Origin of the sequence: Arthrobacter sp. SX1312, assembly GCF_002929295.1 — a bacterium.
GTDB lineage: Bacteria > Actinomycetota > Actinomycetes > Actinomycetales > Micrococcaceae > Arthrobacter_D.
The window spans coordinates 637,885-662,995 of sequence record NZ_PJIM01000001.1 but is presented as its reverse complement, the minus strand read 5'-3'; the positions used below and the strand labels follow the sequence as shown (position 1 = coordinate 662,995).

The 25,111-nt window shown below is 71.5% G+C and carries 25 protein-coding genes and 4 tRNA genes; 20 read left to right on the top strand and 9 right to left on the bottom strand.

From position 1 onward, the window contains the following. Positions 1-32 precede the first annotated feature (32 nt). A complete protein-coding gene (locus CXQ92_RS03210; protein WP_104165215.1) occupies positions 33-1,301 on the top strand; it encodes a S9 family peptidase in 1,269 nt (422 codons plus the stop codon). Here CXQ92_RS03210 and CXQ92_RS03205 read toward each other — a convergent pair. Continuing rightward, the gene (locus CXQ92_RS03205) at positions 1,285-1,725 is read right to left on the bottom strand and encodes a SufE family protein (RefSeq protein WP_104165214.1); all 441 of its coding nucleotides are present in this window, start codon (positions 1,723-1,725) and stop codon (positions 1,285-1,287) included. The two genes, CXQ92_RS03210 and CXQ92_RS03205, sit on opposite strands and share 17 nt — an antisense overlap. Further along, entirely contained in the window at positions 1,722-2,639 is a 918-nt protein-coding gene (locus tag CXQ92_RS03200; protein WP_104165212.1) for a sulfurtransferase, read from the bottom strand. Before CXQ92_RS03200 ends, CXQ92_RS03205 begins: the two co-directional genes overlap by 4 nt. Positions 2,640-2,890: 251 nt before the next feature. Here CXQ92_RS03200 and zapE point away from each other — a divergent pair, with 251 nt between their 5' ends. Further along, positions 2,891-3,925 (top strand): cell division protein ZapE, encoded by a 1,035-nt coding sequence (gene zapE / locus CXQ92_RS03195; protein ID WP_104165210.1) that lies wholly within the window; start codon positions 2,891-2,893, stop codon positions 3,923-3,925. A gap of 101 nt (positions 3,926-4,026) precedes the next feature. Here the strand turns inward: zapE and CXQ92_RS18585 are convergent, their stop codons facing one another. The 5 genes from CXQ92_RS18585 to CXQ92_RS03170 form a co-directional block, all read right to left on the bottom strand. Continuing rightward, positions 4,027-4,278, bottom strand: coding sequence for an antitoxin (locus tag CXQ92_RS18585; RefSeq protein ID WP_104166670.1), 252 nt, complete (start codon positions 4,276-4,278; stop codon positions 4,027-4,029). Positions 4,279-4,443: 165 nt separating this feature from the next. Next, positions 4,444-4,517, bottom strand: a tRNA-Gly gene (locus CXQ92_RS03185). Positions 4,518-4,546: 29 nt separating this feature from the next. Beyond that, positions 4,547-4,618, bottom strand: a tRNA-Val gene (locus CXQ92_RS03180). Between the two features lie 33 nt (positions 4,619-4,651). Further along, positions 4,652-4,722: transfer RNA gene (locus tag CXQ92_RS03175), tRNA-Cys, on the bottom strand. A 52-nt stretch (positions 4,723-4,774) separates the two neighbouring features. Beyond that, positions 4,775-4,848 (bottom strand) — tRNA-Gly (locus tag CXQ92_RS03170). Positions 4,849-5,042: 194 nt separating this feature from the next. Between CXQ92_RS03170 and CXQ92_RS03165 the strand changes: the two genes are divergently transcribed. From CXQ92_RS03165 to rpe, 5 genes are all read left to right on the top strand, one after another. Next, positions 5,043-5,918: a cytochrome gene (locus CXQ92_RS03165; RefSeq protein WP_104165208.1), complete on the top strand. Its 876-nt coding sequence runs from the start codon at positions 5,043-5,045 to the stop codon at positions 5,916-5,918. A 93-nt stretch (positions 5,919-6,011) separates the two neighbouring features. Next, positions 6,012-6,629, top strand: a complete 618-nt coding sequence (gene def, locus CXQ92_RS03160) for a peptide deformylase (RefSeq protein WP_104165207.1) — start codon at positions 6,012-6,014, stop codon at positions 6,627-6,629. After that, positions 6,626-7,570: a methionyl-tRNA formyltransferase gene (gene fmt, locus CXQ92_RS03155; RefSeq protein ID WP_104165205.1), complete on the top strand. Its 945-nt coding sequence runs from the start codon at positions 6,626-6,628 to the stop codon at positions 7,568-7,570. Before def ends, fmt begins: the two co-directional genes overlap by 4 nt. Beyond that, on the top strand, positions 7,567-9,138 hold the full coding sequence (locus CXQ92_RS03150; protein ID WP_104165203.1) for an RsmB/NOP family class I SAM-dependent RNA methyltransferase: 1,572 nt from the start codon (positions 7,567-7,569) through the stop codon (positions 9,136-9,138). Before fmt ends, CXQ92_RS03150 begins: the two co-directional genes overlap by 4 nt. A gap of 34 nt (positions 9,139-9,172) precedes the next feature. Further along, positions 9,173-9,835 (top strand): ribulose-phosphate 3-epimerase, encoded by a 663-nt coding sequence (rpe, locus tag CXQ92_RS03145; RefSeq protein ID WP_104165201.1) that lies wholly within the window; start codon positions 9,173-9,175, stop codon positions 9,833-9,835. A 41-nt stretch (positions 9,836-9,876) separates the two neighbouring features. On the opposite strand, the gene CXQ92_RS03140 is transcribed toward rpe, so the two are convergent. After that, entirely contained in the window at positions 9,877-10,584 is a 708-nt protein-coding gene (locus tag CXQ92_RS03140) for an acVLRF1 family peptidyl-tRNA hydrolase (protein WP_104165199.1), read from the bottom strand. A gap of 95 nt (positions 10,585-10,679) precedes the next feature. Between CXQ92_RS03140 and CXQ92_RS03135 the strand changes: the two genes are divergently transcribed. The 13 genes from CXQ92_RS03135 (at position 10,680) to nusB (ending at position 23,547) form a co-directional block, all read left to right on the top strand. Next, entirely contained in the window at positions 10,680-12,149 is a 1,470-nt protein-coding gene (locus CXQ92_RS03135; RefSeq protein ID WP_104165197.1) for a replication-associated recombination protein A, read from the top strand. Positions 12,150-12,436: 287 nt separating this feature from the next. After that, positions 12,437-13,063, top strand: a complete 627-nt coding sequence (gene rpsD, locus CXQ92_RS03130; RefSeq protein ID WP_043445565.1) for a 30S ribosomal protein S4 — start codon at positions 12,437-12,439, stop codon at positions 13,061-13,063. A gap of 158 nt (positions 13,064-13,221) precedes the next feature. Then, a complete protein-coding gene (locus CXQ92_RS03125) occupies positions 13,222-13,596 on the top strand; it encodes a DUF948 domain-containing protein (RefSeq protein ID WP_104165195.1) in 375 nt (124 codons plus the stop codon). A 24-nt stretch (positions 13,597-13,620) separates the two neighbouring features. Further along, on the top strand, positions 13,621-13,902 hold the full coding sequence (locus tag CXQ92_RS03120; protein ID WP_258069683.1) for a hypothetical protein: 282 nt from the start codon (positions 13,621-13,623) through the stop codon (positions 13,900-13,902). Positions 13,903-14,076: 174 nt separating this feature from the next. Then, the gene (gene alaS / locus CXQ92_RS03115; protein ID WP_104165194.1) at positions 14,077-16,755 is read left to right on the top strand and encodes an alanine--tRNA ligase; all 2,679 of its coding nucleotides are present in this window, start codon (positions 14,077-14,079) and stop codon (positions 16,753-16,755) included. An 8-nt stretch (positions 16,756-16,763) separates the two neighbouring features. Then, a complete protein-coding gene (ruvX, locus tag CXQ92_RS03110; protein ID WP_104165192.1) occupies positions 16,764-17,381 on the top strand; it encodes a Holliday junction resolvase RuvX in 618 nt (205 codons plus the stop codon). Then, positions 17,378-18,622 (top strand): endolytic transglycosylase MltG, encoded by a 1,245-nt coding sequence (gene mltG, locus CXQ92_RS03105; protein ID WP_104165190.1) that lies wholly within the window; start codon positions 17,378-17,380, stop codon positions 18,620-18,622. The genes ruvX and mltG overlap by 4 nt, the downstream gene beginning before the upstream one ends. Continuing rightward, a complete protein-coding gene (locus tag CXQ92_RS03100) occupies positions 18,623-19,504 on the top strand; it encodes a shikimate dehydrogenase (RefSeq protein ID WP_104165188.1) in 882 nt (293 codons plus the stop codon). It abuts the gene before it with no gap. Positions 19,505-19,536: 32 nt separating this feature from the next. After that, positions 19,537-20,745, top strand: a complete 1,209-nt coding sequence (gene aroC / locus CXQ92_RS03095; RefSeq protein WP_104165187.1) for a chorismate synthase — start codon at positions 19,537-19,539, stop codon at positions 20,743-20,745. Next, positions 20,745-21,359 carry a shikimate kinase gene (locus tag CXQ92_RS03090; protein ID WP_104165185.1) on the top strand — a complete coding sequence of 205 codons (615 nt, stop codon included), beginning with the start codon at positions 20,745-20,747 and terminating at the stop codon, positions 21,357-21,359. Before aroC ends, CXQ92_RS03090 begins: the two co-directional genes overlap by 1 nt. Then, positions 21,349-22,443 (top strand): 3-dehydroquinate synthase, encoded by a 1,095-nt coding sequence (gene aroB / locus CXQ92_RS03085; RefSeq protein ID WP_104165183.1) that lies wholly within the window; start codon positions 21,349-21,351, stop codon positions 22,441-22,443. Before CXQ92_RS03090 ends, aroB begins: the two co-directional genes overlap by 11 nt. Before the next feature lie 133 nt (positions 22,444-22,576). Further along, complete coding sequence (gene efp, locus CXQ92_RS03080) at positions 22,577-23,140, top strand: elongation factor P (protein WP_104050627.1); 564 nt, start codon at positions 22,577-22,579, stop codon at positions 23,138-23,140. Further along, on the top strand, positions 23,137-23,547 hold the full coding sequence (nusB, locus tag CXQ92_RS03075) for a transcription antitermination factor NusB (protein WP_104165182.1): 411 nt from the start codon (positions 23,137-23,139) through the stop codon (positions 23,545-23,547). The genes efp and nusB overlap by 4 nt, the downstream gene beginning before the upstream one ends. Positions 23,548-23,752: 205 nt before the next feature. Here nusB and CXQ92_RS03070 read toward each other — a convergent pair whose 3' ends face one another. Further along, the gene (locus CXQ92_RS03070; RefSeq protein ID WP_104165180.1) at positions 23,753-25,030 is read right to left on the bottom strand and encodes a PrsW family intramembrane metalloprotease; all 1,278 of its coding nucleotides are present in this window, start codon (positions 25,028-25,030) and stop codon (positions 23,753-23,755) included. Positions 25,031-25,111 lie beyond the last annotated feature (81 nt).

The following is a 25,111-nucleotide window of genomic DNA, read 5'->3' as shown; positions in this document are numbered from 1 at the left end:
GACCCTCGGCGCCGCAGGGTAGAAATGGAACCATGACATCGATGACGCCGCCGGCCGCCGCGCAGCAGGGGACCGCACCGTGGCTCAAGTGGACAGCGCTCGGCGTGGGCGCGGGGGCGGCCGTCGCATCCTCCGCGGCCGGAGCCGTCTCGGGACTCGCGGTGTATTTCGCGCGGCAGGTCGTCACGCCGGCGCGCGCCCGCGACGAGAACCTCGACATCCTCGCCGTCGTCGGATCCGCCGGCAGCCAGACGGTCATCCTCCCCGCCACCGACGACACGACCGTGGAGGGGACCTACAGCCTCTACTTCGACCGCGGGGCCGGCCATGCCCGCATCGGTGCCATCCGGTCCTACGTCCCCCGTGAGGGCACCGTGGAACGCTGCGTCGACAGGGTGGACGCGGGCGACCTCGCCGCGGCCACGCGCGGCTGGTGGAGCGGCGCCGTCTACCCCTCGCCGTCCGCGGTGGGCTTCGCGGACGAGGAGGTGCACATCCCCGTCGAGGGCGGGGCCGCCCCCGCCTGGCTGGTCCGCGCCGAGGCACCGTCCGGCACCTGGGCGATCATGGTGCACGGCCGCGGCGCCACGCGTGCGGAGGCGTTGCGCGCGCTCGCTCCGGCCCGACGCCTGGGCATGACCAGTCTGGTCATCTCCTACCGGAACGACGGCGAAGCCCCCGCGGCACCGGACGGCCGCTACGGCCTGGGCATGACGGAATGGCACGACGTCGACGCCGCCATCGACTTCGCGATGACGCACGGCGCCCGCGACGTGGTGCTCTTCGGGTGGTCGATGGGCGGGGCGATCGTCCTGCAGACCGCGGACCTCTCACGCCACCGCAGCCGGATCACCGCGCTCGTCCTGGACGGGCCGGTGATCAACTGGATGGAGGTGCTCGCCCACCACGCCGCCCTCAACCGGATCCCCGCCCCCGTGGGGCGGCTCGGCCAGTACCTCCTGGCGAGCGAACGTGCGCGGAGGATCACGGGCCTCGCCGCCCCGCTGGACCTCAAGAGCATGGACTGGATCACGCGTGCCGAGCAGCTGACCCTGCCCACCCTGATCCTCCACAGCGAGGACGACGAGTTCGTCCCCATCGGCGCTTCGGCCGAGCTCGCGGCGAAGAATCCTGCCTTCGTCACGCTCGAGCGGTTCCACCGGGCCCGGCACACGAAGGAATGGAACGTGGATCCGCAGCGGTGGGAGTCCGTCGTCGAACGCTGGTTGGACGGCCTCCTGTTCGGCCGGACCCTCCCCGGCGGGAAGATGCCCGACCCGGCGGCTACTGAGCGTCCCTGATATTCCGTTTGATCCGCCCCAGCATCGCGGACATGCCGCGCATTCGCAGGGGAGTGATGGCGCGGGTGAGGCCGAGGCGGTCGGGGACGTCGTCCGGCACCGCGAGGACCTCGGCGGCCGGCAGGCCGTCGAGCCCCTCGAGCAGGACGCCGGCGAACCCGCGCGTCGTCGGGGCCTCCCGGGGCGCCGAGAAGAAGAGGTGGACGGGCCGCTCCGGTCCACCGCCGATCTCCATGGTGAGGAACAGCGGGCTCTGGCACTCGACCACCTGCTCGAGCAGCTCGGGGTGGTCGCTGTACCGCGCGGGCAGCCCCGGGAGCCCGGTGGAGAACTCGAGGAGGAGCTGCAGGCGGTCCGGCTCGGACAGGGCCTGGAAGTCGTCGATGATCTCGGCGAGTTTCGCCGGGACGGTCTCCGCGGTCATCGTGCCGACGTCCGCGATCCGGCCGGCAGCTCGCCGGGCTCGGTGCCGCGGACGATGGGCACGCGGACGGCGTTGCCCCACTCGGTCCACGAGCCGTCGTAGTTGCGGACCCTGTCGAAGCCGAGCAGGTGCGTGAGGACGAACCAGGTGTGGCTCGAGCGCTCCCCGATCCGGCAGTACGCCACGACGTCGTCGCCGTCCTGCAGCCCCGCCTCGTCCCGGTAGATGGCGTCCAGTTCGGCGCGGGAACGGAAGGTCCCGTCCGGGGCGGCGGCCCGCGCCCACGGGACGGAGCGGGCGGTGGGGATGTGGCCGCCGCGCAGGGCACCCTCCTCCGGGTAGGCCGGCATGGTGGTGCGGGCACCCGTGTACTCGTCGCCGGAACGGACGTCGATCAGCGGGTTGCCCAGGTGGTCGAGCACATCGCTGAGGTAGGCGCGGATCGACGCGTCGTCCCGGTCCACGATCGGGTAGTCGACAGCAGTGATCCCGGGCTTGTCCGTGGTCAGCGGACGGTCCTCCGCCACCCACTTGTCCCGGCCGCCGTCGAGCAGGCGGACGTCCTCGTGGCCGAAGAGCGTGAAGACCCAGAGCGCGTAGGCGGCCCACCAATTGCTCTTGTCGCCGTAGACGACCACGGTGGAATCCCGCGAGATGCCCTTGGACGCCATCAGGCGTGCGAAGCCCTCACCGTCGATGTAGTCCCGCGTCACCTCGTCGTTGAGCTCCGTGTGCCAGTCGACCTTCACGGCCCCCGGGATGTGACCCGTCTCGTACAGCAGGACGTCCTCGTCGGACTCGACAACGACGAGCCCCTCAGCGCCGAGGTTCGCGGTGAGCCAGTCGGTCGAGACGAGCCGCTCGGGGTGGGCGTACTCGGCGAACTTGTCCTGCGGATCGGGAGCCAGGGTCATTGCGGCCTTTCGCGTAGCTGTCAGCTGTCCGGGCACGACCGCGACGTCCTGAGGACGGGCGGGCGTGGTTTCCTCTAGCCTAACGACGCGGCCGGGCAAATGCTTCCGGGACGGCCGCGCGTCAAGGGCCGTCGGGTGCGGGCCCCGGGGGCATCACGCGGACGGGGGTGCCGTAGTCTTGCGTTGCGGAACGGCACCCTGCGGGCGTGCCGCCGCCACCACCAGCCGGAGAGAGAAAGCGGTCCACGTCCGTGCCAGTCATCGAACACCTCACAGAGCGCAGTCCCAGGGTCTCCGTCGATGAGTTGCTGGGTGGCTTCTACCCGTCACCCCGCTTCGGTGAGGTGTCCTTCGACACCTACCGTCCGGATCCGCAACAGCCGTCGCAGGCGGCCGCGGTCTCGAAGCTGCGCGACTTCGCGTCCTCCGTGGACGAGCCGAAGCCGTCGGGCCTCCGCAAGCTGTTCGGCGGAGGGAAGAAGCCCGAGACGCGGGCGGGTATCTACCTCGACGGCGGTTTCGGCGTGGGCAAGACCCACCTCCTGGCGTCCCTGTGGCACGCGTCGTCCGGGCCGAAGGCCTTCGGCACGTTCGTCGAGTACACGAACCTGGTCGGGGCGCTCAGTTTCCGCAAGACCGTCGACGCGCTGAGCAGCTACAGCCTGGTCTGCATCGACGAATTCGAACTCGACGATCCGGGCGACACCGTCCTGATGTCACGGCTGATGCGCGAGCTCGCGGACGCCGGGGTCAAGCTCGCCGCGACGTCCAACACCCTGCCGGGGTCCCTGGGGGACGGGCGGTTCGCCGCCCAGGACTTCCAGCGGGAGATCCAGGTGCTCGCCGACCAGTTCGACGTGGCCCGCATCGACGGTGAGGACTTCCGCCACCGCGGCCTGCCGCAGGCCCCCGACGCGATGGACGACGCCGGTCTGCGCGAGAGGGTCGCATCCTACGCGGGCGGGGTCCTCGCCGAGGACGAGTTCGGGGATCTGCTCCGGCATCTCTCGGACGTGCACCCCAGCCGTTACCGGCAGATGCTGGACGGCATCGACGCCGTGGCCTGGCACAACGTGGAGACGATCACGGAACAGGCGGTCGCGCTGCGCTTCGTGGTCCTCGCGGACCGGCTGTACGACCGCGACGTGCCCATCATGGCGAGCGGCACGACCTTCGATCATCTCTTCACCGAGGAGATGATGCACGGCGGCTACATGAAGAAGTACTACCGCGCGGTCTCCCGCCTGACGGCCCTCGCGCGACAGGGCAGCGACGTGGCGTCCTAGCCCCGGACGGGCCGACGGGACGACCGGTCAGGGCCTCGACGCAAGAAGCGCCGGTACCGCCTCTCGGCGGGACCGGCGCTTCCTCATTGCCAGGCTGGGTACTACACGGCCGGCGGGGAGGTGGGGCCGAAGCCGCCCTTGCCGTCCTTCTTGTCGACCTTGTCGACCATCTCCGAAGCCTTCGTCTGCACTCCGTTGATGTGGCGTGAGTACTTGCCATGGGTCCTGCTGTCGACGAAGCCGCCAGCCTTCCCGATGCCGTTCTTCACCTTGTCGGAATTGTCGCCAATCAGTTCGGTCGCCTTACCCGCGAGGGTGCCGGCCTTGCCCTTGAGCCCGTCAAATAAACCCACGGACACCTCCTTTCGGTCGTGGAAACGCAGTCCGTTTCCGCTGCACCCAGCATAGGTCAGGACCGGAAGGAGAGGGGAACGGGGAACGGCCGGTTCGCCGACGGCGGAGCACAAAAAAAGCCCGGTCCTCGCCAGGACCGGGCCAGGGCCGACAACCGGCCTGAGAGCGGACGACGGGATTCGAACCCGCGACATCCACCTTGGCAAGGTGGTGCTCTAGCCAGCTGAGCTACGTCCGCAAAAAAGCGCCCCCGAGGGGGCGCCGTAGTGGGCGATACTGGGATCGAACCAGTGACCTCTTCCGTGTCAGGGAAGCGCGCTACCGCTGCGCCAATCGCCCATTGCCATGGGTGTTTCTGCTCGTTCTGCACCGAGGTGGGGACGGGATTCGAACCCGCGTATACGGCTTTGCAGGCCGCTGCCTCGCCTCTCGGCCACCCCACCATGATCGGATCGCTCCGACCACCGGACGGATCCGGCCATACAGGGACTTGCGAGCGGACGACGGGATTCGAACCCGCGACATCCACCTTGGCAAGGTGGTGCTCTAGCCAGCTGAGCTACGTCCGCAAAAGAAGAACAAACCCGAAACCTCCGCTCGATGCCGTACATTTCGCGGTGTTTCTTCGTTTTCCAACGAGAGAAAACTCTATAGGACGTTCGGGGGTTCGTCCAATCGGCAGGGGCGCCGACACGTCCGGTGACGGCCCGGACCGGTCCGGGCCGTCACCGGACGTGTCGGAGCCACCTGAGAGACTGGAGGCATGACCGCCCCGCTCCTCGCCCACGCGACACCGCACGGCCGGATGTACGCCCGCTCCACGTCGGAGCAGCCCGCCGTCCCGTCCATCACCACCGTCATCTCGCAGCTCCCTACCTCCCTCGGCGGCTGGTACGGCCACATGGCCGCCAGTGCCCTCTCGCGGGACCCCCGCCTGCCGGCAGCCCTGGGGAACGCCTCGGAGCTGCGCACCGCCGTCAGGGAGGCCGCGTCGGCCGCGGAGCGCTATCGCGACGAGGCCGCCCTGCGCGGCACGCGGGTGCACCACTACTGCGAACAGGTGGCGCTGCGAGCCCTCGGGCGTCCCGACGAGCTCGACGCAGCCCGCCTCGCCCTCGAGGAGCAGGGCGAGGGCGGTTTCGCGCAGCGGTTCGACGAGTGGTGGGACCTCTACGACGTCCGTCCCGTGGAGCCCGAGCTGACGGTCTGGAACAGCGAACTCGGCTATGCGGGAACCCTGGACCTCGTCGCGACGATCGGTGGACGTACGTGCCTGATCGACTACAAGACCAAGAACACCGACCGCGACGGTTTCGTGAAGGCGCTGGACGACAAGGTGGTGATGCAGCTCGTGGCGGGCATGAAGGCGGAGGAGTCCCTCGTCGACCCCCGGAAGGGCGAATGGCGGCCGTGGGCGCACGGGGACCAGCCGCTGCTCCTCGGGGTGGCCGTGGGCCAGACCGAGGTGCGGGCCATGAGGGCCAACCCGTCCGTGCTGAAGAACCACTGGCTGCGGTTCTGCGCACTCCGCCGGGCGTGGGAAGCGGGGCTCGACGCCGAGGAGGCGGGGCGCGCGCTGCTGCCTCTCGGTCCGCCGCCCAGCCGGTCCGTCCCCGCCGAACCCGCCCTGCCCGCCTGAGGTACAGCCTGATCCCGGCCGTGACCGCGCGGCACTAGGATTGACGGGGACTCCGAAGCATCCGAAGTGACCGAAGCGAGGAACAGAGCACCGATGGCCGTCCTGAGTATCCGCATGATCGGCGATCCGATCCTCCGCACCCCCGCCGCGGAGGTCACCGAGTTCGGGCCCGACCTCGCGCGACTGGTCGAGGACATGACCGAGACGATGATCGACGTGCAGGGGGCCGGGCTCGCGGCGCCGCAGGTCGGCATCGGGCTCCAGGTCTTCACCTACCGGGTGGACGGCGTCCAGGGGCACGTGGTGAACCCTGTGCTCGAGGTCGGCGGCGCCTCCCAGGGGGAGTCCGACGTCGAGGGTTGCCTCTCCGTGCCCGGCCTCGGGAGCTTCGTCGACCGGTCCGACTGGGCGCGCGTCACGGGCAAGGACGTATCCGGAGCGGACGTCGCGGTGGAGGGCACGGGCATGCTCGCGCGCGCCTTCCAGCACGAGACCGACCACCTCCGCGGGACGCTGTACATCGACCGGCTCGCGGGCGAGGACCGGAAGAATGCGCTCAGGGCCATCCGGAGTGGCGACTACAACCAGGTCACCTCACGGACGGCGGTGGAACGCTCACGGTCCCTCGGATCGAGCTTCACCCGCCCCCCGACGCCGGTGACGCCGGTGGCCGGTCGGCGCGCCGGCGCCGCGGACCGGACCGCCCGATGAGGATCCTCTTCGCGGGGACGCCCGGGGTCGCCGTGCCGTCATTGCGGGCGCTCGTGGACGCGGGTTTCGACGTCGCCGCGGTCCTCACGCGGGTCGATGCACCCGTGGGACGCCGGAAGGTCCTGACGCCGAGCCCGGTCGCCGCCGTCGCCGAGGAACTCGGGCTGCCCGTCCTCAAGGCGAACCGCTTCACCCCGGAACTGATCACGCAGCTCGGTGCCCTCGGCCTCGATGCCGCGGCGATCGTCGCGTACGGCGGCATCGTCCCGCCGGCAGGACTGGCCGCCCCGCGGCACGGCTGGATCAACCTTCATTTCTCGGTCCTCCCGGCCTGGCGGGGTGCCGCGCCCGTGCAGCACGCGGTCCTCGCAGGGGATGACGTCACGGGTGCGAGCACGTTCCTCCTCGAGGAGGGTCTCGACACCGGACCCGTCTTCGGCGTGATGACGGAGACGCTCGACCCCGGCGCCACGAGCGGCGAGGTCCTCGACCGCCTGTCCCACAGCGGCGCGGTCCTGCTCGTGCAGACGCTCTCCGGTCTCGAGGCGGGCCGGGTCACGGCGACTCCCCAGACGGGTGAGGCCAGCCTCGCCCCCAAGCTCACGATCGACGACGCGCGGATCGACTGGTCGCAGCCGGCCGTCGCCGTGCGCCGCCGTATCAATGCCGTGACCCCCGAACCCGGGGCGTGGAGCACGCTCGACGGGCAGCGGGTGAAGCTCGGACCCGTCACCCCACCGGGCGGCGATGAACGACTCGCGGACGGCGGGCGGCCCACCGTCCCGCCGGGCCGGATCGACGTCGTCGGCCGGCAGGTCCTGGTGGGGACAGGCACCCACGCGCTGGTCCTCGGGGACCTGCAGCCGGCCGGGAAGAAGATGATGAGAGCCCTCGACTGGGCCCGGGGCGCGGCGACGCGCGGAGAGCTGGTGTTCGAGTGAGTACGACCGGAGGAACGAACAGGGGATCCGGCGGGCGCGGTGAGCGCAGCCGGGGCGCCGCGGGCAAGGATCAGGGTACCGGTCAGGGAGGTGGCACCCGGCGTCGCGACGACCAGGGCCGGGAACGGAACCGAGGCGGCGACCGGCAGTTCTCCCAGGCCGCGCCATCCCAGCGCACCCGCCGCGCGGACCCCGCACGCCTCGTCGCGTTCGAGGTCCTGCGCGCCGTCGCCGGCGAGGACGCCTACGCGAACCTCGTCCTGCCGACCAGCATCCGCCGGCACCGCCTCGACCGTCGCGACGCGGGCTTCGCGACGGAGCTCACCTACGGAGCCCTGCGCGGGCAGGGCACCTACGACGCCGTGCTGGCCCGCTGCGTCGACCGTCCGCTGGACCAGCTCGACCCTGCCGTCCTGGACGCCCTGCGGCTCGGCGTGCACCAGCTCCTGGCGATGCGGGTTCCTGCCCACGCGGCGCTGGACCAGACCGTGGGCCTCGTCCGCGCCGTGATCGGCGCGGGACCCTCCTCGCTCGTGAACGCCGTGCTCCGCAAGGTCACGGCACATGATCTGGACGGCTGGATCGCCGTCCTCGTCGAGGACCTGACGGACCCGACCGCCATCGCAGCCCTGACCTACAGCCACCCCGAGTGGATCGTCCGCGCGATGCGCCAGGCGCTCGTGGCCCACGGCCGGGACGTCTCGGAGATCGATGCCCTGCTGGCCGCCGACAATGCGGCGCCCGTGGTCCACCTCGTCGCCCTGCCGGGGCTCGGCACGCTCGACGACGCCCTCGAGGAGGGGGCGGAGCCGGGCCGGCTGGCCCCGGGATCGGCCTCCTACTCGGGCGGCGACGTCAGCAGGCTCCCCGGCATCGCCGCGGGCACCCTTCGCGTGCAGGACACGGGATCGCAGCTCGTGGCGCGGGCCCTGGCCGCCGTCGACCTCCACGGACGCCGGGCGGACGGCCCCGAGCAGTGGCTGGACCTGTGTGCGGGCCCCGGCGGGAAGACCGCCCTGCTGGCGGCGATCGGACTCGACGACGGCGTGCACCTGACCGCGAACGAACCGGTCCCGCACCGGGCCCAGCTGGTGAGGCAGGCGCTGCGGCCCCTGCCGGAGGACTCCTGGACCGTCCGCGTGGGGGACGGGCGCGACGTCGGGCGGGAGCAGCCGGAGGGCTACGACCGCGTGCTCGTCGACGCGCCCTGCACGGGCCTGGGCGCCCTGCGCCGCCGTCCCGAGTCACGCTGGCGCCGGAAGCCCTCGGACCTCGTGGGCCTGGCGCCCCTGCAGCGTGAGCTGCTCACCTCCGCCCTGGACGCCGTCGCCCCCGGCGGGGTCGTGGCCTACGTGACCTGCTCGCCGCACCACGCGGAGACGGACGCCGTCGTCGACGACTGCCTGCGCAAGCGCCCCGGCTTCGAGCGCCTCGATGCGGGAGCCGCGCTCGACGCCGTGAGCGTCGGGGGAGCGCTCGATGCCGGGCACGGGACGAGTGCGCAGCTCTGGCCCCACGTGCACGGCACGGACGCGATGTACCTCGCGCTGATCCGCAAGAATCCCTGAGGACGTCAGGGCAGAGGCAACGAAAGGAACGGCAGTGACGCATCTCCGTATCAATCCGAGCATCCTCTCGGCGGACTTCGTGAACCTGGAGGCCGAACTGCAGCGCATCGCGTCGGCCGACGCCGTGCACGTGGACGTCATGGACAACCACTTCGTGCCGAACCTGACGCTCGGACTGCCGGTGGTCCGGAGGATCCAGGCGGTCAGCCCGCTGCCGCTCGACGTGCATCTCATGATCGAGGACGCCGATCGCTGGGCGCCCGCCTACGCGGAAGCCGGTGCCGCGTCGGTGACGTTCCACGCGGAAGCCGCGGCTGCACCGGTCAGGCTGGCGCGGGAGCTGCGGGATGCCGGCGCGAAGGCCGGCATGGCGCTGCGGCCGGCCACGCCCGTGGAGCCCTACCTGGACATGCTGGGTGAGCTCGACCTGCTGCTCGTGATGACGGTGGAGCCGGGGTTCGGCGGGCAGTCCTTCCTGGACCTGACCCTGCCGAAGATCCGCCGCGCCGCCGAGGCCGTCCGGGGTGCGGACCGGCCGCTCGCCATCCAGGTGGACGGGGGCATCACGGAGGAGACGATCCTGCGCGCCGCCGACGCGGGGGCCACGGTCTTCGTGGCCGGTTCCTCGGTCTACGGGGCGGACGACGCCGCTGCCGCGATCACCGCGCTCCGGGCGGCAGCGGTCCGGGAGGGCTGAGGCGCCGCCCGACGGCGTCGCGGTCGGTGTCATGCTCCCGATCAGGTGGTTTCCGCGGGCGGGTCGGTCACCGTGATCCGGACGGACAGGGCGGTGCGTGCCGCCTCCTTGAGGACAGCGAAGCGGGGATCCGGCACCGTGAGGAACGGGACCTGCGGGAGGCCCGCGAACCGTGAGAGGACGGGCTCGCCGAGGGCACTCGTCGCCAGGGTCCTGTCGCCGCCGAGCTGCAGGCACGACGGCGGGTGGGCTCCGAAGAGGACGGCGGCGCGGGCCGCGGTCTCCTCCACGAGGGCATCGGCCTGGTTGGCCCGTCGCCGCGCGAACCGCTGCTGGGACCAGCCGCCCGCTGCCGTCCGGCCCTGGACGTAGCGCGTGCCCGTCTTCGAGGACACGATCCCGCCGTTCCGCGCGACGCCCACGGAGTAGCCGCCGCGCCGGATGAGCAGGATCCCCACCGTGCCGGCCGGGTCGACCGCGGAGAGCAGGTCCGCGACGAGCCCTGCGCTGTCCACGGGCCCGTCGGATACCGGGCTCGATGCAGGGCCCGGTACGGGGCGCGGGAGTGTGCCCGGCGGCAGGGGCGGGGTCAGGACCGCGATGCAGCCGTTCGCAGCGGTCACGGTGACCGAGCCGTCCGCGCGGCCCGGGACGGCCTCCGCGCCGAAGGGGCCGTTGCGGACCTCGAAGCGTGCGAGCCACCCCTCGAGGCGCTCGGCCTCGACGAGGACGGACCTGCTGGGGGACATCGGCTTCCTCTCGCGACGTGGGCGACCGGCCGCCATCCGTCGGGAGGGGCCTCGGCGGGTGCTGCGCGTCAGTGGCCCACAGTAACGTTGGGGCCGTGAATGATCTATTCAGTGCCGCGGCCGACGACGACGAGTCGGACGACGCTCCCGCCGGCGGCACGCGCGGTCCGGCGGGCCTGCGGCCGCGCAGCCCGCTCGCCGTGAGGATGCGACCACGCAGCCTGGACGAGGTCGTCGGCCAGCAGCACCTGCTGGGCCGGGGATCGCCGCTGCGGACGCTCGCGGGGGAGCACGATCCCGGCGCCCACGCCGCGCCGTCGTCCGTGATCCTGTGGGGCCCGCCCGGGACGGGCAAGACGACGCTCGCCCACGTGATCGCACGCGGCCAGGGCCGGAAGTTCGTGGAACTGTCCGCCATCACCGCCGGCGTCAAGGACGTGCGCCGCGTCATGGACGACGCCCTGACCTCCCGCGACCTGTACCGGCAGACCACGGTCCTGTTCCTCGACGAGATCCACCGCTTCAACAAGGCCCAGCAGGATGCCCTGCTGCCCGGGGTGGAGAACGGCTGGGTGGTTCTCATCGCGGCCACCACGGAGAACCCGTCCTTCTCGGTCGTGTCGCCCCTCCTCTCGAGGTCGCTCCTGCAGACCCTGCGTCCCCTCGACGAGGCGGACATCCGGGGCCTGCTCCAGCGGGCCGTCGGCGACGACCGCGGACTCGCCGGGACGGTCGAGCTGTCGGAGGAGGCCCTCGAGCATCTCGTGCGCCTGGCCGCGGGCGACGCACGGCGCGGCCTGACCGCCCTGGAGGCGGCCGCCGGCGTCGCGCAGTCCGAGCGCGATGCCCCGGCGGGCGAGCACGGGCGGCCCGGCTCGCCCGACGACGACGAGGACGACGACGACCAGGAGGGGCGGGAGGTCCTGCCCGTGCCGGTCACGCTGCAGCACGCGGAGAAGGCCGTCGACGTCGCCGCCCTGCGGTACGACCGCGCGGGCGACCAGCACTACGACGTCGCCAGTGCGTTCATCAAGTCCTTGCGCGGGTCCGACGTCGACGCCGCCCTGCACTACGTGGCGAAGATGCTCGAGGCCGGCGAGGACCCGCGGTTCATCGCCCGTCGGCTGATGATCTCGGCGTCGGAGGACGTGGGGATGGCGGACCCGACGGCGCTGCAGACGGCGGTCGCCGCGGCCCAGGCCGTGCAGCTCGTCGGCATGCCCGAGGCCCGGATCATCCTCGCCGAGGCAGTGGTGCACATCGCGACCGCGCCGAAGTCGAACGCCGCCTACAACGGCATCAACGCCGCCATCGCGGATGTGCGTGCGGGTCGGGGCCAGGGCATCCCGGCGCACCTGCGGGACGCGCACTACCCCGGCGCCTCCCAGCTCGGTCACGGGAAGGGCTACGTCTACTCCCACGACGAGCCGCACGGCATCGCGCTGCAGCAGTACGCGCCGGATGATCTGGTGGGCCGGAACTACTACGAGCCGACGGACCGGGGAGTCGAACGGGACATCGGCTCCCGGCTGTCGCGACTCCGACGGATCATCCGCGGCAAGTGAGGACGGGACCCCCGTACGGCGGTCGGGTCGACGGGATTCGGTCCGCCGGCCCTCGCGCTGCTAGCATTGGACGCTGACTGGCAAGTCGTCGTGTACCAGCCTTCCCCCGCGCCCTGCAGCAGGTTCCTGCTGCTGCGTGCGGGTGGCAGACCAGGGTCGCGGCGGACTGTAGTACCGGGAAGCGGCCAATCCCGGCTCTCCGCAAGTGGAGGCCAGCGACACCGGAAGTGCGGACGCCCCCGTGGCGCAGGTCCGCTTCTTCGCCGCAAAAACATCGAAAGGTAGACGTGGCTAACAACACACGTGCCCGCCGGAAGGTCCGCATCTCGCGTGCCCTCGGCATCGCCCTGACTCCCAAGGCCGAGAAGTACCTCGAGCGCCGGCCGTACGCGCCGGGCCAGCACGGCCGCGCGCGCCGCAAGCAGGACAGCGACTACGCCGTCCGCCTGCGCGAAAAGCAGCGCCTGCGCGCCCAGTACAACATCCGCGAGGCGCAGATGGCGCGCGTCTTCGAGGAAGCGCGCCGTACCTCGGGCCTGACCGGTGAGAACCTGATCGAACTGCTCGAGATGCGTCTCGACGCCCTCGTGCTCCGTGCCGGGTTCGCCCGGACGAGCGCCCAGGCCCGTCAGCTCATCGTCCACCGCCACATCATGGTCGATGGCGCCCGCGTCGATCGCCCGTCGTTCCGGGTGGCCGAAGGCCAGCTCATCCACGTGCACAGCCGCAGCGAGACCATGGTCCCCCTGCAGGTTGCCGCCGCAGGTGCGCACCGCGACGTCCTCCCCGCCGTCCCCGGCTACCTGGACGTCCAGCTCGACAAGCTCCAGGCGCGCCTCGTGCGTCGCCCGAAGCGCTCCGAGGTCCCCGTGACCTGCGAAGAGCAGCTCGTCGTCGAGTACTACGCACGCTAGACGTCGACGTCCGCGGGTCCCCCCGCGGTCCTGAACGACAAGCGTGGCCGAAGAGCCCGCGGCACCCGCCGCGGGCTCTTCGTTCTGTAAGGTACTAGGAGCACGAAATTCCCTCCCGCCCCTTCCGGCGGTGCCCCCATGCGTAAAGGAGACCGCCCATGTCAGGTGGAGATATTGCTGGCCTGATAGCCGCGGGCGTGTTCGCCGTCCTGGTCCTGCTGCTGGCCGTTCCGATCTGGAAGCTCGGACGCGTGTTCGACGAGCTCCGCACGGCCATCCGCACCGTCACCGACGAGACGACGCCGCTGATCGAAGAGGTCACGAGCACCGTGAGCACCACGCACCGGCAGCTGAAGACGGTGGACGGGATCACCTCGAACGTCTCCGACGCGTCGGCGAACCTCTCCGCGCTGTCCTCGCTGATCGCCGCCACCGTCGGCTCCCCGCTCATCAAGGTCTCGGCGTTCTCCTACGGCGTCCGCTCGGCCTTCGCCGGCCGGACCTCACCCGCACGCCGACGCCGCAGCCGCTAACCCAACGACGAACCGGAGACAACAATGATCAGACGAGCATTCTGGCTGGCAGCCGGCATCACGATCGGCGTGGTCGCGGTGCGCAAGGTGACCCAGGCCAAGGCCAACCTCGGCCCCGAGGGCCTGAACCGGGCGGTCGGGCAGATCAGCGACAGCATCGCCGACTTCGCCGATGCCCTGCGCTCGGCCATGACCGAGCGGGAGGACGACCTCCGCTCCGCCCTCGGCGTGCCGGCACCCGAGGCTGCCGCCGCCAGGGACGCCGCCGCGGACGCGGTCCCCGCGACGCGCCGCTCCCTCCGCTAGGACGAAGCACTGCCGGCGCCGGGGAGTCCGTCCGCCGTCGTCGTGCCCTGCCGGTCCCGTGCGATCGAGCGGCAGGGCGGACCCCGCCCCGCCTCCGACCGTGACCCGCGCGACCGCGCCGGGTCCCACTTCCCCGTCCGGGCGCCCGGACCACCCACTGAAGGATCTGACCCCATGAAGTCCCACGAGATCGCCGGCCGCTGGCTGAGCTACTTCGAGAAGAACGGGCACACGGTCGTGCCCTCGGCGTCGCTGATTTCCTCAGACCCGTCCCTCCTGTTCACGGTCGCCGGGATGGTGCCGTTCATCCCGTACCTGACCGCCCGCGAGACACCTCCGTACAGCCGTGCGACGAGCGTCCAGAAGTGCATCCGCACCGGCGACATCGAGGAGGTCGGCAAGACCGCCCGGCACGGGACCTTTTTCCAGATGTGCGGCAACTTCTCCTTCGGGGACTACTTCAAGGCCGATGCCATCCGCATGGCGTGGGAGCTGCTGACCAGCGACGTCGCCGACGGCGGGTTCGGCCTGCCCGCCGAGAAGCTGTGGATCACGGTGTACCACGAGGACGACGAGGCGCTGGAGATCTGGCGCGACGCGGTCGGCGTCCCGGCCGGGCGCATCCAGAAGATGGGCAAGAAGGACAACTACTGGTCCACCGGCCAGCCCGGCCCCGCCGGTCCCTGCTCGGAGATCTTCTACGACCGCGGGCCCGCCTACGGCGCCGAGGGCGGCCCGGAGGCCGACGACGACCGGTACGTGGAGATCTGGAACCTCGTCTTCATGCAGTACCAGCGCGGCGAGGGCACCGGCAAGGACGACTTCGAGATCCTCGGCGAGCTGCCCAAGAAGAACATCGACACGGGCCTCGGGCTCGAGCGCCTCGCGATGATCCTGCAGGGCGTCGAGAACATGTACGAGACGGACCAGGTGCGTCCCGTCCTGGACCGCGCCGCGGCGCTCAGCGGGAAGACGTACACCAGCTCCGAGTCCCCGCAGGACCCGCACCACACCGACGACGTCCGCCTCCGGGTGGTCGCCGATCACATCCGCTCCTCGCTCATGCTCATCACCGACGGCGTGACCCCCTCCAACGAGGGCCGGGGCTACGTGCTGCGCCGGCTCATCCGCCGCGCGGTCCGCGCCATGCGGCTCCTCGGCGTCGAGAAGGCCTGCCTGCCCGAGCTGCTCCCCGCCTCGCGGGACGCCATGAAGGGCGTCTACCCGGAGGTCGACGCCGACTTCGAGCGCATCAGCCGGATCGCCTACGCCGAGGAGAAGGCGTTCCTGCGCACCATCGCGTCGGGCACCGCACGCCTCGAGGAGGCCGTACGGGAATCCCTCTCCGAGGAGCGTCCCCTGTCGGGCCAGGACGCCTTCACGCTCCACGACACCTACGGGTTCCCCATCGACCTGACGCTCGAGATGGCCGAGGAGGCCGGGCTCGCCGTCGACGCCGAGGGTTTCCGCTCGCTCATGCTCGAGCAGCGCCAGCGCGCCCAGGCCGACGCCCGCGGCAAGAAGGCCGGCCACGTCGACCTCTCCGTGTTCACCGAACTCCTCGGCCGCGGCCAGACCGTCTTCACGGGCTACGACGAGCTGACCTCGGAGGCCACGATCGTCGCCGTCCTGGACCACGGCCAGTCCGTCCCGAGCGCCCTCCAGGGGAGCGAGATCGAACTCGTCCTCGACCAGACCCCGTTCTACGCCGAGGCCGGCGGGCAGGCGGCCGACGTCGGACTCGTCACGGGCGACGGCTTCGTGGTCGAGGTGCTCGACGTCCAGCGTCCCGTCAAGGGCCTGAGCGTCCACCGCGCCGTGGTGCGCGAGGGCGAGGTGTTCCAGGGTGCCGTGGTGACGGCCGCCGTCGACCGCCGGCGCCGCCACGCAGGGGAGCAGGCGCACTCGGGCACGCACATCGTCCACGCGGCCCTCCACGAGATCCTCGGCCCCGAGGCGCTGCAGCGCGGCTCCTTCAACAAGGCCGGCTACCTGCGGTTCGACTTCTCCTGGGGTGAGGGCATCAGTGCCGGCGCCCGTTCGGAGATCGAGGAGGTCTCGAACATCGCGATCCGCAACAACTACGAGGTCGAGACCAGGATCATGTCCCTCGCGGACGCGAAGGCGCTCGGCGCCACCGCGTTGTTCGGCGAGGCCTACGGGGACACGGTGCGCGTGGTCGAGATGAACGCCGAGTTCTCCCGCGAACTGTGCGGAGGCACGCACGTGCCCTCGACGTCGCTCATCGGCAGCCTGACGCTGCTCGGCGAGCAGTCCGTCGGCTCGGGCAACCGGCGCATCGAGGCCCTCGTGGGGCTGGACGCGTTCCGGCACCTCGCCGCCGAACGGGCGCTCGTCACCGAGCTCTCCGACATGCTGAAGGTGCCCTCGGCCCAGCTGCCCGAACGCCTGTCGGCCACCCTCAGCAAGCTCAAGGCCGCGGAGAAGGAACTGGACCGGCTCCGCCGGGAGCAGCTCGCCCTGGCCGCGGGGTCGCTCGTCGACACCGCGGTGGACGTCGACGGCGTGCGCCTGGTCGCGCACGACGCCGGCGAGATCGGCGGCGCGGACGAACTGAGGACCCTCGTGCTGGACCTGCGCGGCCGCCTCGGGTCCGAGCCCGCCGTGGTCGCTGCGACCGGCGTCGCGCAGAACCGCCCGCTCGTCCTGGTCGCGACCAACGAGGCGGCGCGGGCCGCCGGGGTCAAGGCCGGTGCCCTCGTGCGGATCGCCGCGAAGATCCTCGGCGGCGGCGGCGGCGGCAAGGACGACGTGGCGCAGGGCGGCGGTTCGGACCCCACGCGGATCCCCGACGCGCTGGCGGCGATCCGCACAGCGGTGGCGGAGCGCTGACGGCCCCCGTGGAGGAGAACGGCGGAGGAGCGGCGTCGGGCACTCCCGAGGGCCCCCCCTACCCCTTCGGCCCGAAACTCGGCGTCGACGTCGGGCAGGTCCGTGTGGGCCTCGCCGGGTGCGATCGCGACGGCCTCATCGCCACGCCGATCCGCACACTGAAGCGCGACCCGCGGAAGAACAGCGACGTCCGGATCCTCGTCAGGGACGCCGTCGAGCGCGGCGCCGTGCAGATCATCGTGGGACTCCCGAAGAACCTCAGCGGACGGGAAGGCGCGTCCGCGGAGATGGCGCGGGAGTACGCCGCCCTCCTCGTGGAGGAACTCGCCCGGCAGTCCTATCCGGTACCGGTACGCCTCGTGGACGAGAGGCTGAGCACCGTGTCGGCCCACCGTTCGCTGCATGCCGCTGGTCTCGGCAGCCGTGATCATCGTAAGGTGGTAGATCAGGTGGCTGCCGTCGAAATACTCCAGCACGCCATCGACACGCAACGTTCACGTGGACGGGATGTGGGCGATCCGGTTCCTGTGCGAGCAGCGACGGGTGCCCAGGGCCCGCTGCTGACCCCTACAGAGGAGCCAGTCATCAGACACAGTTCGCCCAGCAGGAGGGAATCCGAGTCGTGAGCGACCGCCATTCCGCACCCCAGGGCGCCGCAGACGATGCGGCGGACCACTCTGCAGACCACCCCGACGACGGCTACTACGACGAGGACTCCTACGCCCATCCCGAGCCCGTCGAGGAGTTCTTCGTGGCGCAGGACGTGCCGCGCCACGGCAGCAAGCGGCAGACCTCGAAGGCGAAGCGGCGCCGCCGCGTCCGCCGCACCGTCGTCATGCTCGTGGTCCTCGCCCTGTTCGCCGGCACGGTGTACGGGGCCGCCCTCATGCTGCGCGACGCCCTCGGCCTGAACGAGGTCACGGACTACGCAGGCCCGGGCGGTGAGGAGACGGTCTTCACCGTCCCCGAGGGCGCCGGTGCGCTGGCGATCGGGACCGGACTGGAGACCGCCGACATCGTCGCGGACTCCGGGACGTTCGTCGAGGCGCTGGGCGCCATCGCGGAAGGCCGTGAGGTCCAGCCCGGCGAGTACGAGATGCGCCTGCAGATGTCGTCCGCCGCCGCCGCCGAGGCGCTTCTCGGCGAGGACCCGACGATGGTCTCCTATGCCGCGATCGCCCGCGACCTGCGGCAGGGCGAGGTCTTCGACATCCTGAGCGAGTCCACGGGCATCCCGCGTGCGGAGTTCGACGCCCTCGCCGAGGACCCGGCGCAGTTCGGGCTCCCGGCCCAGGCCCTCTCCCTCGAGGGGTACCTGCACCCGGGCGAGTACCGCTTCGACGTCGAGGCGACCGCCACGGACATCGTCACCGAGCTGATCACGGCGACGACCGACCGGCTCACCCAGGACGGCGTCACCGACCCGGACGAGCAGTACGAGATCCTGACCGTGGCGAGCATCGTGCAGGCGGAAGCGCAGGAAGGCGACTACGCCACGGTCGCCGGGTCCATCTACAACAGGCTGACGCCGGGCAACACGGAGACCAACGGGCTGATCCAGTCGGACGCCACGGTGACCTACGGGCTCGGGACGCGCACCTATCAGCTGACGGAGGAGGAGAAGAACGACACCTCCAACCCGTACAACACGTACGCCAACCCGGGACTCCCGAAGGGGCCGATCGGCTCTCCGAGCGACGAGGCGATCGACGCGACCGTCAATCCCGCGGACGTCCCGTTCTACTTCTGGGTGACGGTCGACCTCGACACGGGGGAGACCAAGTTCTCGGAGACCTACGCCGAGCACCTGCGCTACGTCGCCGAGTACGACGCCTGGTGCGGCGACAATCCCGGACGGTGCCAGTAGGTGGTACCGGCCGGGACCACCGCGGCCCGGGGATCCCGGGCCGCCGTGATCGGTTCGCCGATCGCGCACACGAAGTCCCCCCTGCTGCACAGGGCGGCGTACCGGGCGCTCGGCATCGACTGCTCCTACTCCGCGATCGACGTCGATGAGGCGCGCATCGGTGCGTTCGTCGACGACGTGCGTGCCGACGGCGCGTGGCGCGGATTGTCCGTGACGATGCCCCTCAAGGGCGCGATCGCACGGCTGGTCGACGTCACGACGGCGCCGGCGTCCGTCCTCGGCGTCGTCAACACGGTCGTCGTCGGCGACGGTCCCCACCCGACGCTCACCGGCCACAACACCGACGTCGCCGGGGTGGCCCACGCCCTCGCGGCGGCCGGCGTCGTGACGCCACGACGCGCCGTCGTCCTGGGCGGCGGAGGCACCGCCGCCGCCGCCGTGGCCGGACTGGCGCAGCTGGGGGCCGACGCGGTGTCCGTGCTCGTCCGCCGTCCCACAGCCGCGGCGGACCTCCCGCGCATCGGTGCGGCCCTCGGCGTGGAGGTCGCCCTCGTCCCGTGGTCGCTGGCGGCCGAGGTGGTGCCGGCGTCCGACGTCGTCATCTCGACCCTGCCGCCGCGCGCCGCGGACCCGCTCGCCCGGGAGCTCACGGCGCAGGCCGGCTTCCGCACCGGCGGGACGCTGCTCGACGTCGCCTACGACCCCTGGCCGAGCCGGCTCGCGGCGGCCTGGCATGATGCCGGCGGGCGCATCGTGCCCGGCCTCGACATGCTGATCCACCAGGCCGTCGAGCAGGTGGCACTGTTCTTCCCCGGGGCCGGTGGGGACCGCTCCGGCGTCCTGCGCGTGATGTATGACGCAGTGGGTGGCATCCGGCGCTGAGGTGGACTGCGCCGCATGGCAGTATGGAAGCCATGTTGCGTTGGTTGACGGCAGGAGAATCGCACGGCCCCGCCGTGGTCGGCATCATCGAGGGCATGCCCGCGGGGGTGGGTATCACGAGCGGCGACATCCAGGACGCGCTGGCCCGTCGCCGGCTCGGGTACGGGCGTGGTGCCCGCATGAAGTTCGAGCGGGACCAGGTGCGCATCATGGGCGGCGTCCGGCACGGGCTGACCCAGGGCGGCCCCGTCGCCATCGAGGTGGCGAACACCGAATGGCCCAAGTGGGAGCAGATCATGTCCGCCGACCCGCTGGGGGAGCAGGACGCCGCGGAGCTCGCCGATTCGGCCCGCAACGCCCCCCTGACCCGGCCGCGCCCCGGGCACGCCGACTTCACCGGCATGCAGAAGTACGGCTTCGACGAGGCCCGTCCCGTCCTGGAACGCGCCAGCGCCCGCGAGACGGCGACCCGGGTGGCGCTCGGCGCCGTCGCCGCGAAGTTCCTCGAAGGCCTCGGGATCCGCCTCGTCAGCCACACCGTGGCCGTCGGATACGTCTCGGTGCCGGAGGACGCCGTCCTGCCGACGCCGGGCGACGTCATCGCCCTCGACACCGATCCGCTGCGCTGCTTCCACCGGGACACCTCGGATGCGATGGTCGCGGAGGTCGACGCCGCCCACAAGGAGGGCGAGACCCTCGGCGGTGTCGTCGAGGTGGTCGCCTACGGACTCCCGCCGGGCCTCGGCAGCTACGTCCACTGGGACCGCCGGCTCGATTCACGCCTGGCTGCGGCCCTGATGGGCATCCAGGCCATCAAGGGTGTGGAGGTCGGCGACGGCTTCGACACCGCCGCGCGGCGCGGCACCGCGGCCCACGACGAGATCGTGCGCAACGAGGAGGGCAAGATCGTCCGGGCCAGCAACCGCGCCGGCGGGATCGAGGGTGGCATGAGCATCGGGGACACGCTCCGCGTCCGCGCCGCGATGAAGCCCATCGCCACCGTGCCCCGGGCGCTGAGGACCGTCGACGTCAGCACCGGCGCCGCCGCCCGTGCGCACCACCAGCGCTCGGACGTGTGCGCCGTCCCCGCAGCCGGCGTGGTCGCCGAGGCGATGACGGCCCTCGTGCTCGCGGAGGCGGTCACCGAGAAGTTCGGCGGCGACTCCCTGGCCGAGACCGCCCGCAACCTGCGCAGCTACCTCGAGAACATCCCGGAGTTCCTGGACTCCGCCGGGGCCTGATGCAGCGGGATCGTCCCGTCGTCCTCGTGGGCCCCATGGCGGTCGGCAAATCGGCGGTGGGCAGGATGCTCGCCGAGCGGATCAGCGCGCGGTTCATCGACACGGACCGGGTGATCGTCGAGCGGCACGGCAGCATCGCCCGGATCTTCGCCCGCCGGGGCGAGGAGGCCTTCCGTGCCATCGAGGCGGACGTCGTCCGGACGGCCCTCACCGAGGACGCCGTCGTCTCCCTGGGCGGCGGCGCCGTCCTCCACCCGCAGACGCGGGAGCTGCTGCAGGACACCACGGTCGTGTTCCTGGACACCGACCTCGCGGCGGTACTCCCGCGCATCGGGGCGGATTCCGGCAGGCCGCTGCTGGCCGGGCGGCCGGCGGAACGATGGCAGGAGCTCTACGACGAGCGGCGGCCCGTCTACGCCGCGCTGGCCACCGCCGTCGTCGACACCCGTGGCCTCTCCGTCCGCGCGGTCACCGCGGCGGTGCTCCGGGCCCTGCCGGCCCTGCACGGCAGCGACGGTCCGCGCAGCGACAGCGCCCCCACGACAGACGACTCGACACACGACTCGACACACCACCTGGACCACGAGAGCGGGACGACACCCCATGGACACTGAGACCCCCACCATCATCCCGGTCACCGGGAGCACGCCCGGCGACGCGTACGACGTCGTCGTCGGCCGCGGACTCCTCGGGCGGCTGCCCGCGATCCTCGGGGAGCGCGTGCGGCGCGTCCTGGTGATCCACCCGCGGGCGCTGCGTGCGACCGGTGACACCGTCCGCGACGAACTCGCCGACGCCGGCTTCACCGCCGTGACCGCGGAGATCCCCGACGCGGAGGAGGGCAAGCACATCCAGGTGGCCGCCTTCTGCTGGCAGGTCCTCGGCCAGAACGACTTCACGCGCTCGGACGCCGTGGTCACCGTCGGCGGGGGATCGGTGACCGACCTGGGCGGATTCGTCGCGGCGACCTGGCTGCGCGGGGTCCGCGTGGTGCACCTGCCCACGAGCCTGCTCGGCATGGTGGACGCCGCCGTCGGCGGGAAGACCGGCATCAACACCGCCGAGGGCAAGAATCTCGTAGGAGCCTTCCACCCGCCGGCCGCCGTCCTGGTGGACCTCGACGCGCTGGGCACGCTGCCGAAGAACGAGCTCGTGACCGGACTGGCCGAAGTGGTCAAGTGCGGGTTCATCGCGGACCCGGTCATCCTCGACCTGATCGAGCAGGACCAGGCCGCCGCGACGGACGCGGCCTCGCCCGTGCTGCGGGACCTCGTGGAGCGTGCCATCCGCGTGAAGGCGGACATCGTCTCCGAGGACCTGCGGGATTCGGGCCGCCGCGAGTACCTGAACTACGGCCACACCCTCGCCCACGCCATCGAGCTCGCCGAACGGTACTCGTGGCGCCACGGCGCGGCGGTCTCGGTGGGCCTCGTGTTCGCCGCGGAACTCTCGCGGATGGTCGGACGGCTCAGCGACGCGGACGCCGACCGCCACAAGAGCATCCTCGAGTCCCTCGGCCTGCCGGTCACCTACCGGCGTGACCGCTGGGCCTCGCTCCTGGACGGGATGCGCCGCGACAAGAAGTCCCGCGGCGACCTCCTCCGCTTCGTGGTGCTGGACGGCATCGGCAAGCCGGGCATGCTCGAGGTCCCCGACACCTCACTGCTCTTCGCGGCCTACCAGGAGATCGCGTCCTGACCCCTCCCTGACCGCCTCCGCGGGGTCCCCGTGGCGCACGGGGTAGACTGGTCTCTGGACTTTTGGCGCGCCTCCGCGCGCCCGCTGTGCCCCGGCCGGCCGATCCATCCGAGAACCCGACGAAAGTGAATCTGTGGCGACCACGAACGACATCAAGAACGGCACTGTTCTGAAGCTCGAAGGCAACCTCTGGAACGTCCTCGAATTCCAGCACGTCAAGCCCGGCAAGGGTGGCGCCTTCGTCCGCACCAAGCTCCGCAACATCCTCTCCGGCAAGGTGGTCGACAAGACCTTCAACGCCGGCCTGAAGATCGAGACGGCCACCGTGGACCGCCGCGACTACCAGTACCTGTACAAGGACGGCGAGGACTTCGTCTTCATGGACACCACGGACTACGACCAGATCACGGTCCCGGGCAAGACCGTCGGCAACGCCGCGAACTTCATGCTCGAGAGCCAGATGGCCACGATCGCCATGCACGAGGGCTCCCCGCTGTACGTCGAGCTGCCCGCCTCCGTGACGCTGGAGATCACCTACACGGAACCCGGCCTGCAGGGCGACCGCTCCACCGGCGGCACCAAGCCCGCCACCGTCGAGACCGGCCACGAGATCCAGGTCCCGCTGTTCCTCGGCACCGGCACCAAGGTCAAGGTCGACACCCGCACGGGCGAGTACCTGGGACGCGTCAACGAGTGAGCGCACGCAGTAAGGCCCGGCGTCGGGCCCTGGACATCCTCTTCGAGTCCGCGCAGCGCGACATGCCGGCCCTCGAGGTCATCCGTGCGCGCCGCGAGAAGACGGACATGGTCATCGCGGACTACACGGTGGACGTCGTCGAGGGCGTCCTCGAGCGCCAGGAGGAGATCGACGAGTTCCTGAGCACCTACTCGCAGGGGTGGACGCTCGACCGCATGCCGGCGGTCGACCTCATGATCCTGAGGATCGGCAGCTGGGAGCTGCTCTACAACGACGACGTCCCCGACGGCGTCGCGGTCAGCGAGGCCGTCGAGCTCGCGAAGATGCTCTCCACCGACGAGTCGCCGAAGTTCGTCAACGGCCTCCTCGGGCGGCTGCAGCAGCTCAAGCCGACCCTGCTCGCCTGAGCGCCCCCTCGCAATCCCCCCGGAAGCTCCCGCAGGCCGTCGACGGCCTCCGGGAGCTTCCGTGTTCCCGGACCCGGACCCGGACCCGGACCCGGACCTTCGGTGCGCCGGTGCCGTGGATGTCGCCGTCGGACACCGACCAAAGCTGCGCACCGAGCCCCGAACGTGGCTCGGTGCGGCACCGGTGCGGCACCGGCGCCCGCGCCTACCGGGCGGCCGAGGCCAGCTGGAAGATCCGGGCCCGCCGCTGCGACGCCTCGGCCAGCAGGGCGCGCTCCTCGGCCACGTAGTCGCCGTCGCGCCGTCCGCCCAGCATCCGCTGGCGCGTGTACGCGATGCGCGACCCCGTCCGGATGAACGCGCGCATGTCCTCCTTCGCCCCGACGGACTGCGCCCAGGCGAGGGCCCGTGACCGCCCGGGCCGGGTGGCGAGCATCTGCACCTCCTCGGGCGTGAACCACCCCGCCTGCGCGTAGTCGCCGAGGCGGGCCTCGGTGAGGCGCTGCTCGGCGCGCCGGAGGAGGACGACGGCGATCACGGCGGCGACGAACAGAGGCACCTGGACCACGAAGTAGAAGAGGAAGAAGTTGTCGAACAGGAGGATGGTGCCCCCGTTCCACAGCATGTGCCCGGCGATCGCCGGCAGGAGCCCGAGGACGAAGGCGCCGAGGATCCGGGCGTTCCCGCCGCCGCGGGTGAGCGCGTAGCCGAGCACGAAGCCGAGCAGCGCGGTGAACATGACGTGGGCGAAGGGGGAGAACAGCCCGCGCAGGACGAACACCCCCACGAGGGCGCCGGCGTTGCCGGAGTCCATCACGGCGGAGCCGAAGTAGAGGATGTTCTCGGTGAACGCGAAGCCCGCCGCGACGGTGCCGGCGTAGACGATGCCGTCCACGGGCCCGTCGAAGTGGCTCCGGCGCGTGTACACGAGGATCAGCACACCGAGGCCCTTGGCGAACTCCTCCACGAGCGGGGCCTGCAGCACCGGGCCGATCACGTCGGTGGGCGTCGTGGTGAGCGCGTCCCCCAGCAGCTCCACCACATAGGTGCCGAGCAGCAGGGTCACGGCGACGGACGCACCGGCACCCCACAGGAACGCGAAGAGCAGGGCCCCGCGCGGTTCGGGATCCCACCGGTCGATCCAGCGCAGCCCGAGCAGGCAGATGCCCAGCGGCACCAGGGCGAGGATCCCGCAGAGGATGAAGGCCGACGGCCCGAGGGACAGCGAGAGGACGAGGAGGACGCCCGCGACCACCAGGGCCGCGACGAGCACGAGGAGGACGTCGAGCACGCGGCGGCGTCGCGGCGGCCGGTTCCACACCGGGTGGAAGGGGTCGCCGGCACCACGCATCGGGGCCGCCCGGGGGTGCCGCTCGGTGGTGTCGCCCCACCATCCCTGATCGCGTCGCCCGTGCCACTGCTGCTCCTGCCGCATGCGGTCGGGGCCGGCCGGTGGGCCGTAGCCCTGGTTGTTCATCGCCATGCTCCAACCCTAGGGGCAAGCGCCGCTGTGGTAGTTTTGAAGCCGCAGCCACCCTTTAAGTTCCGTCCAGTGAGGCGGGGA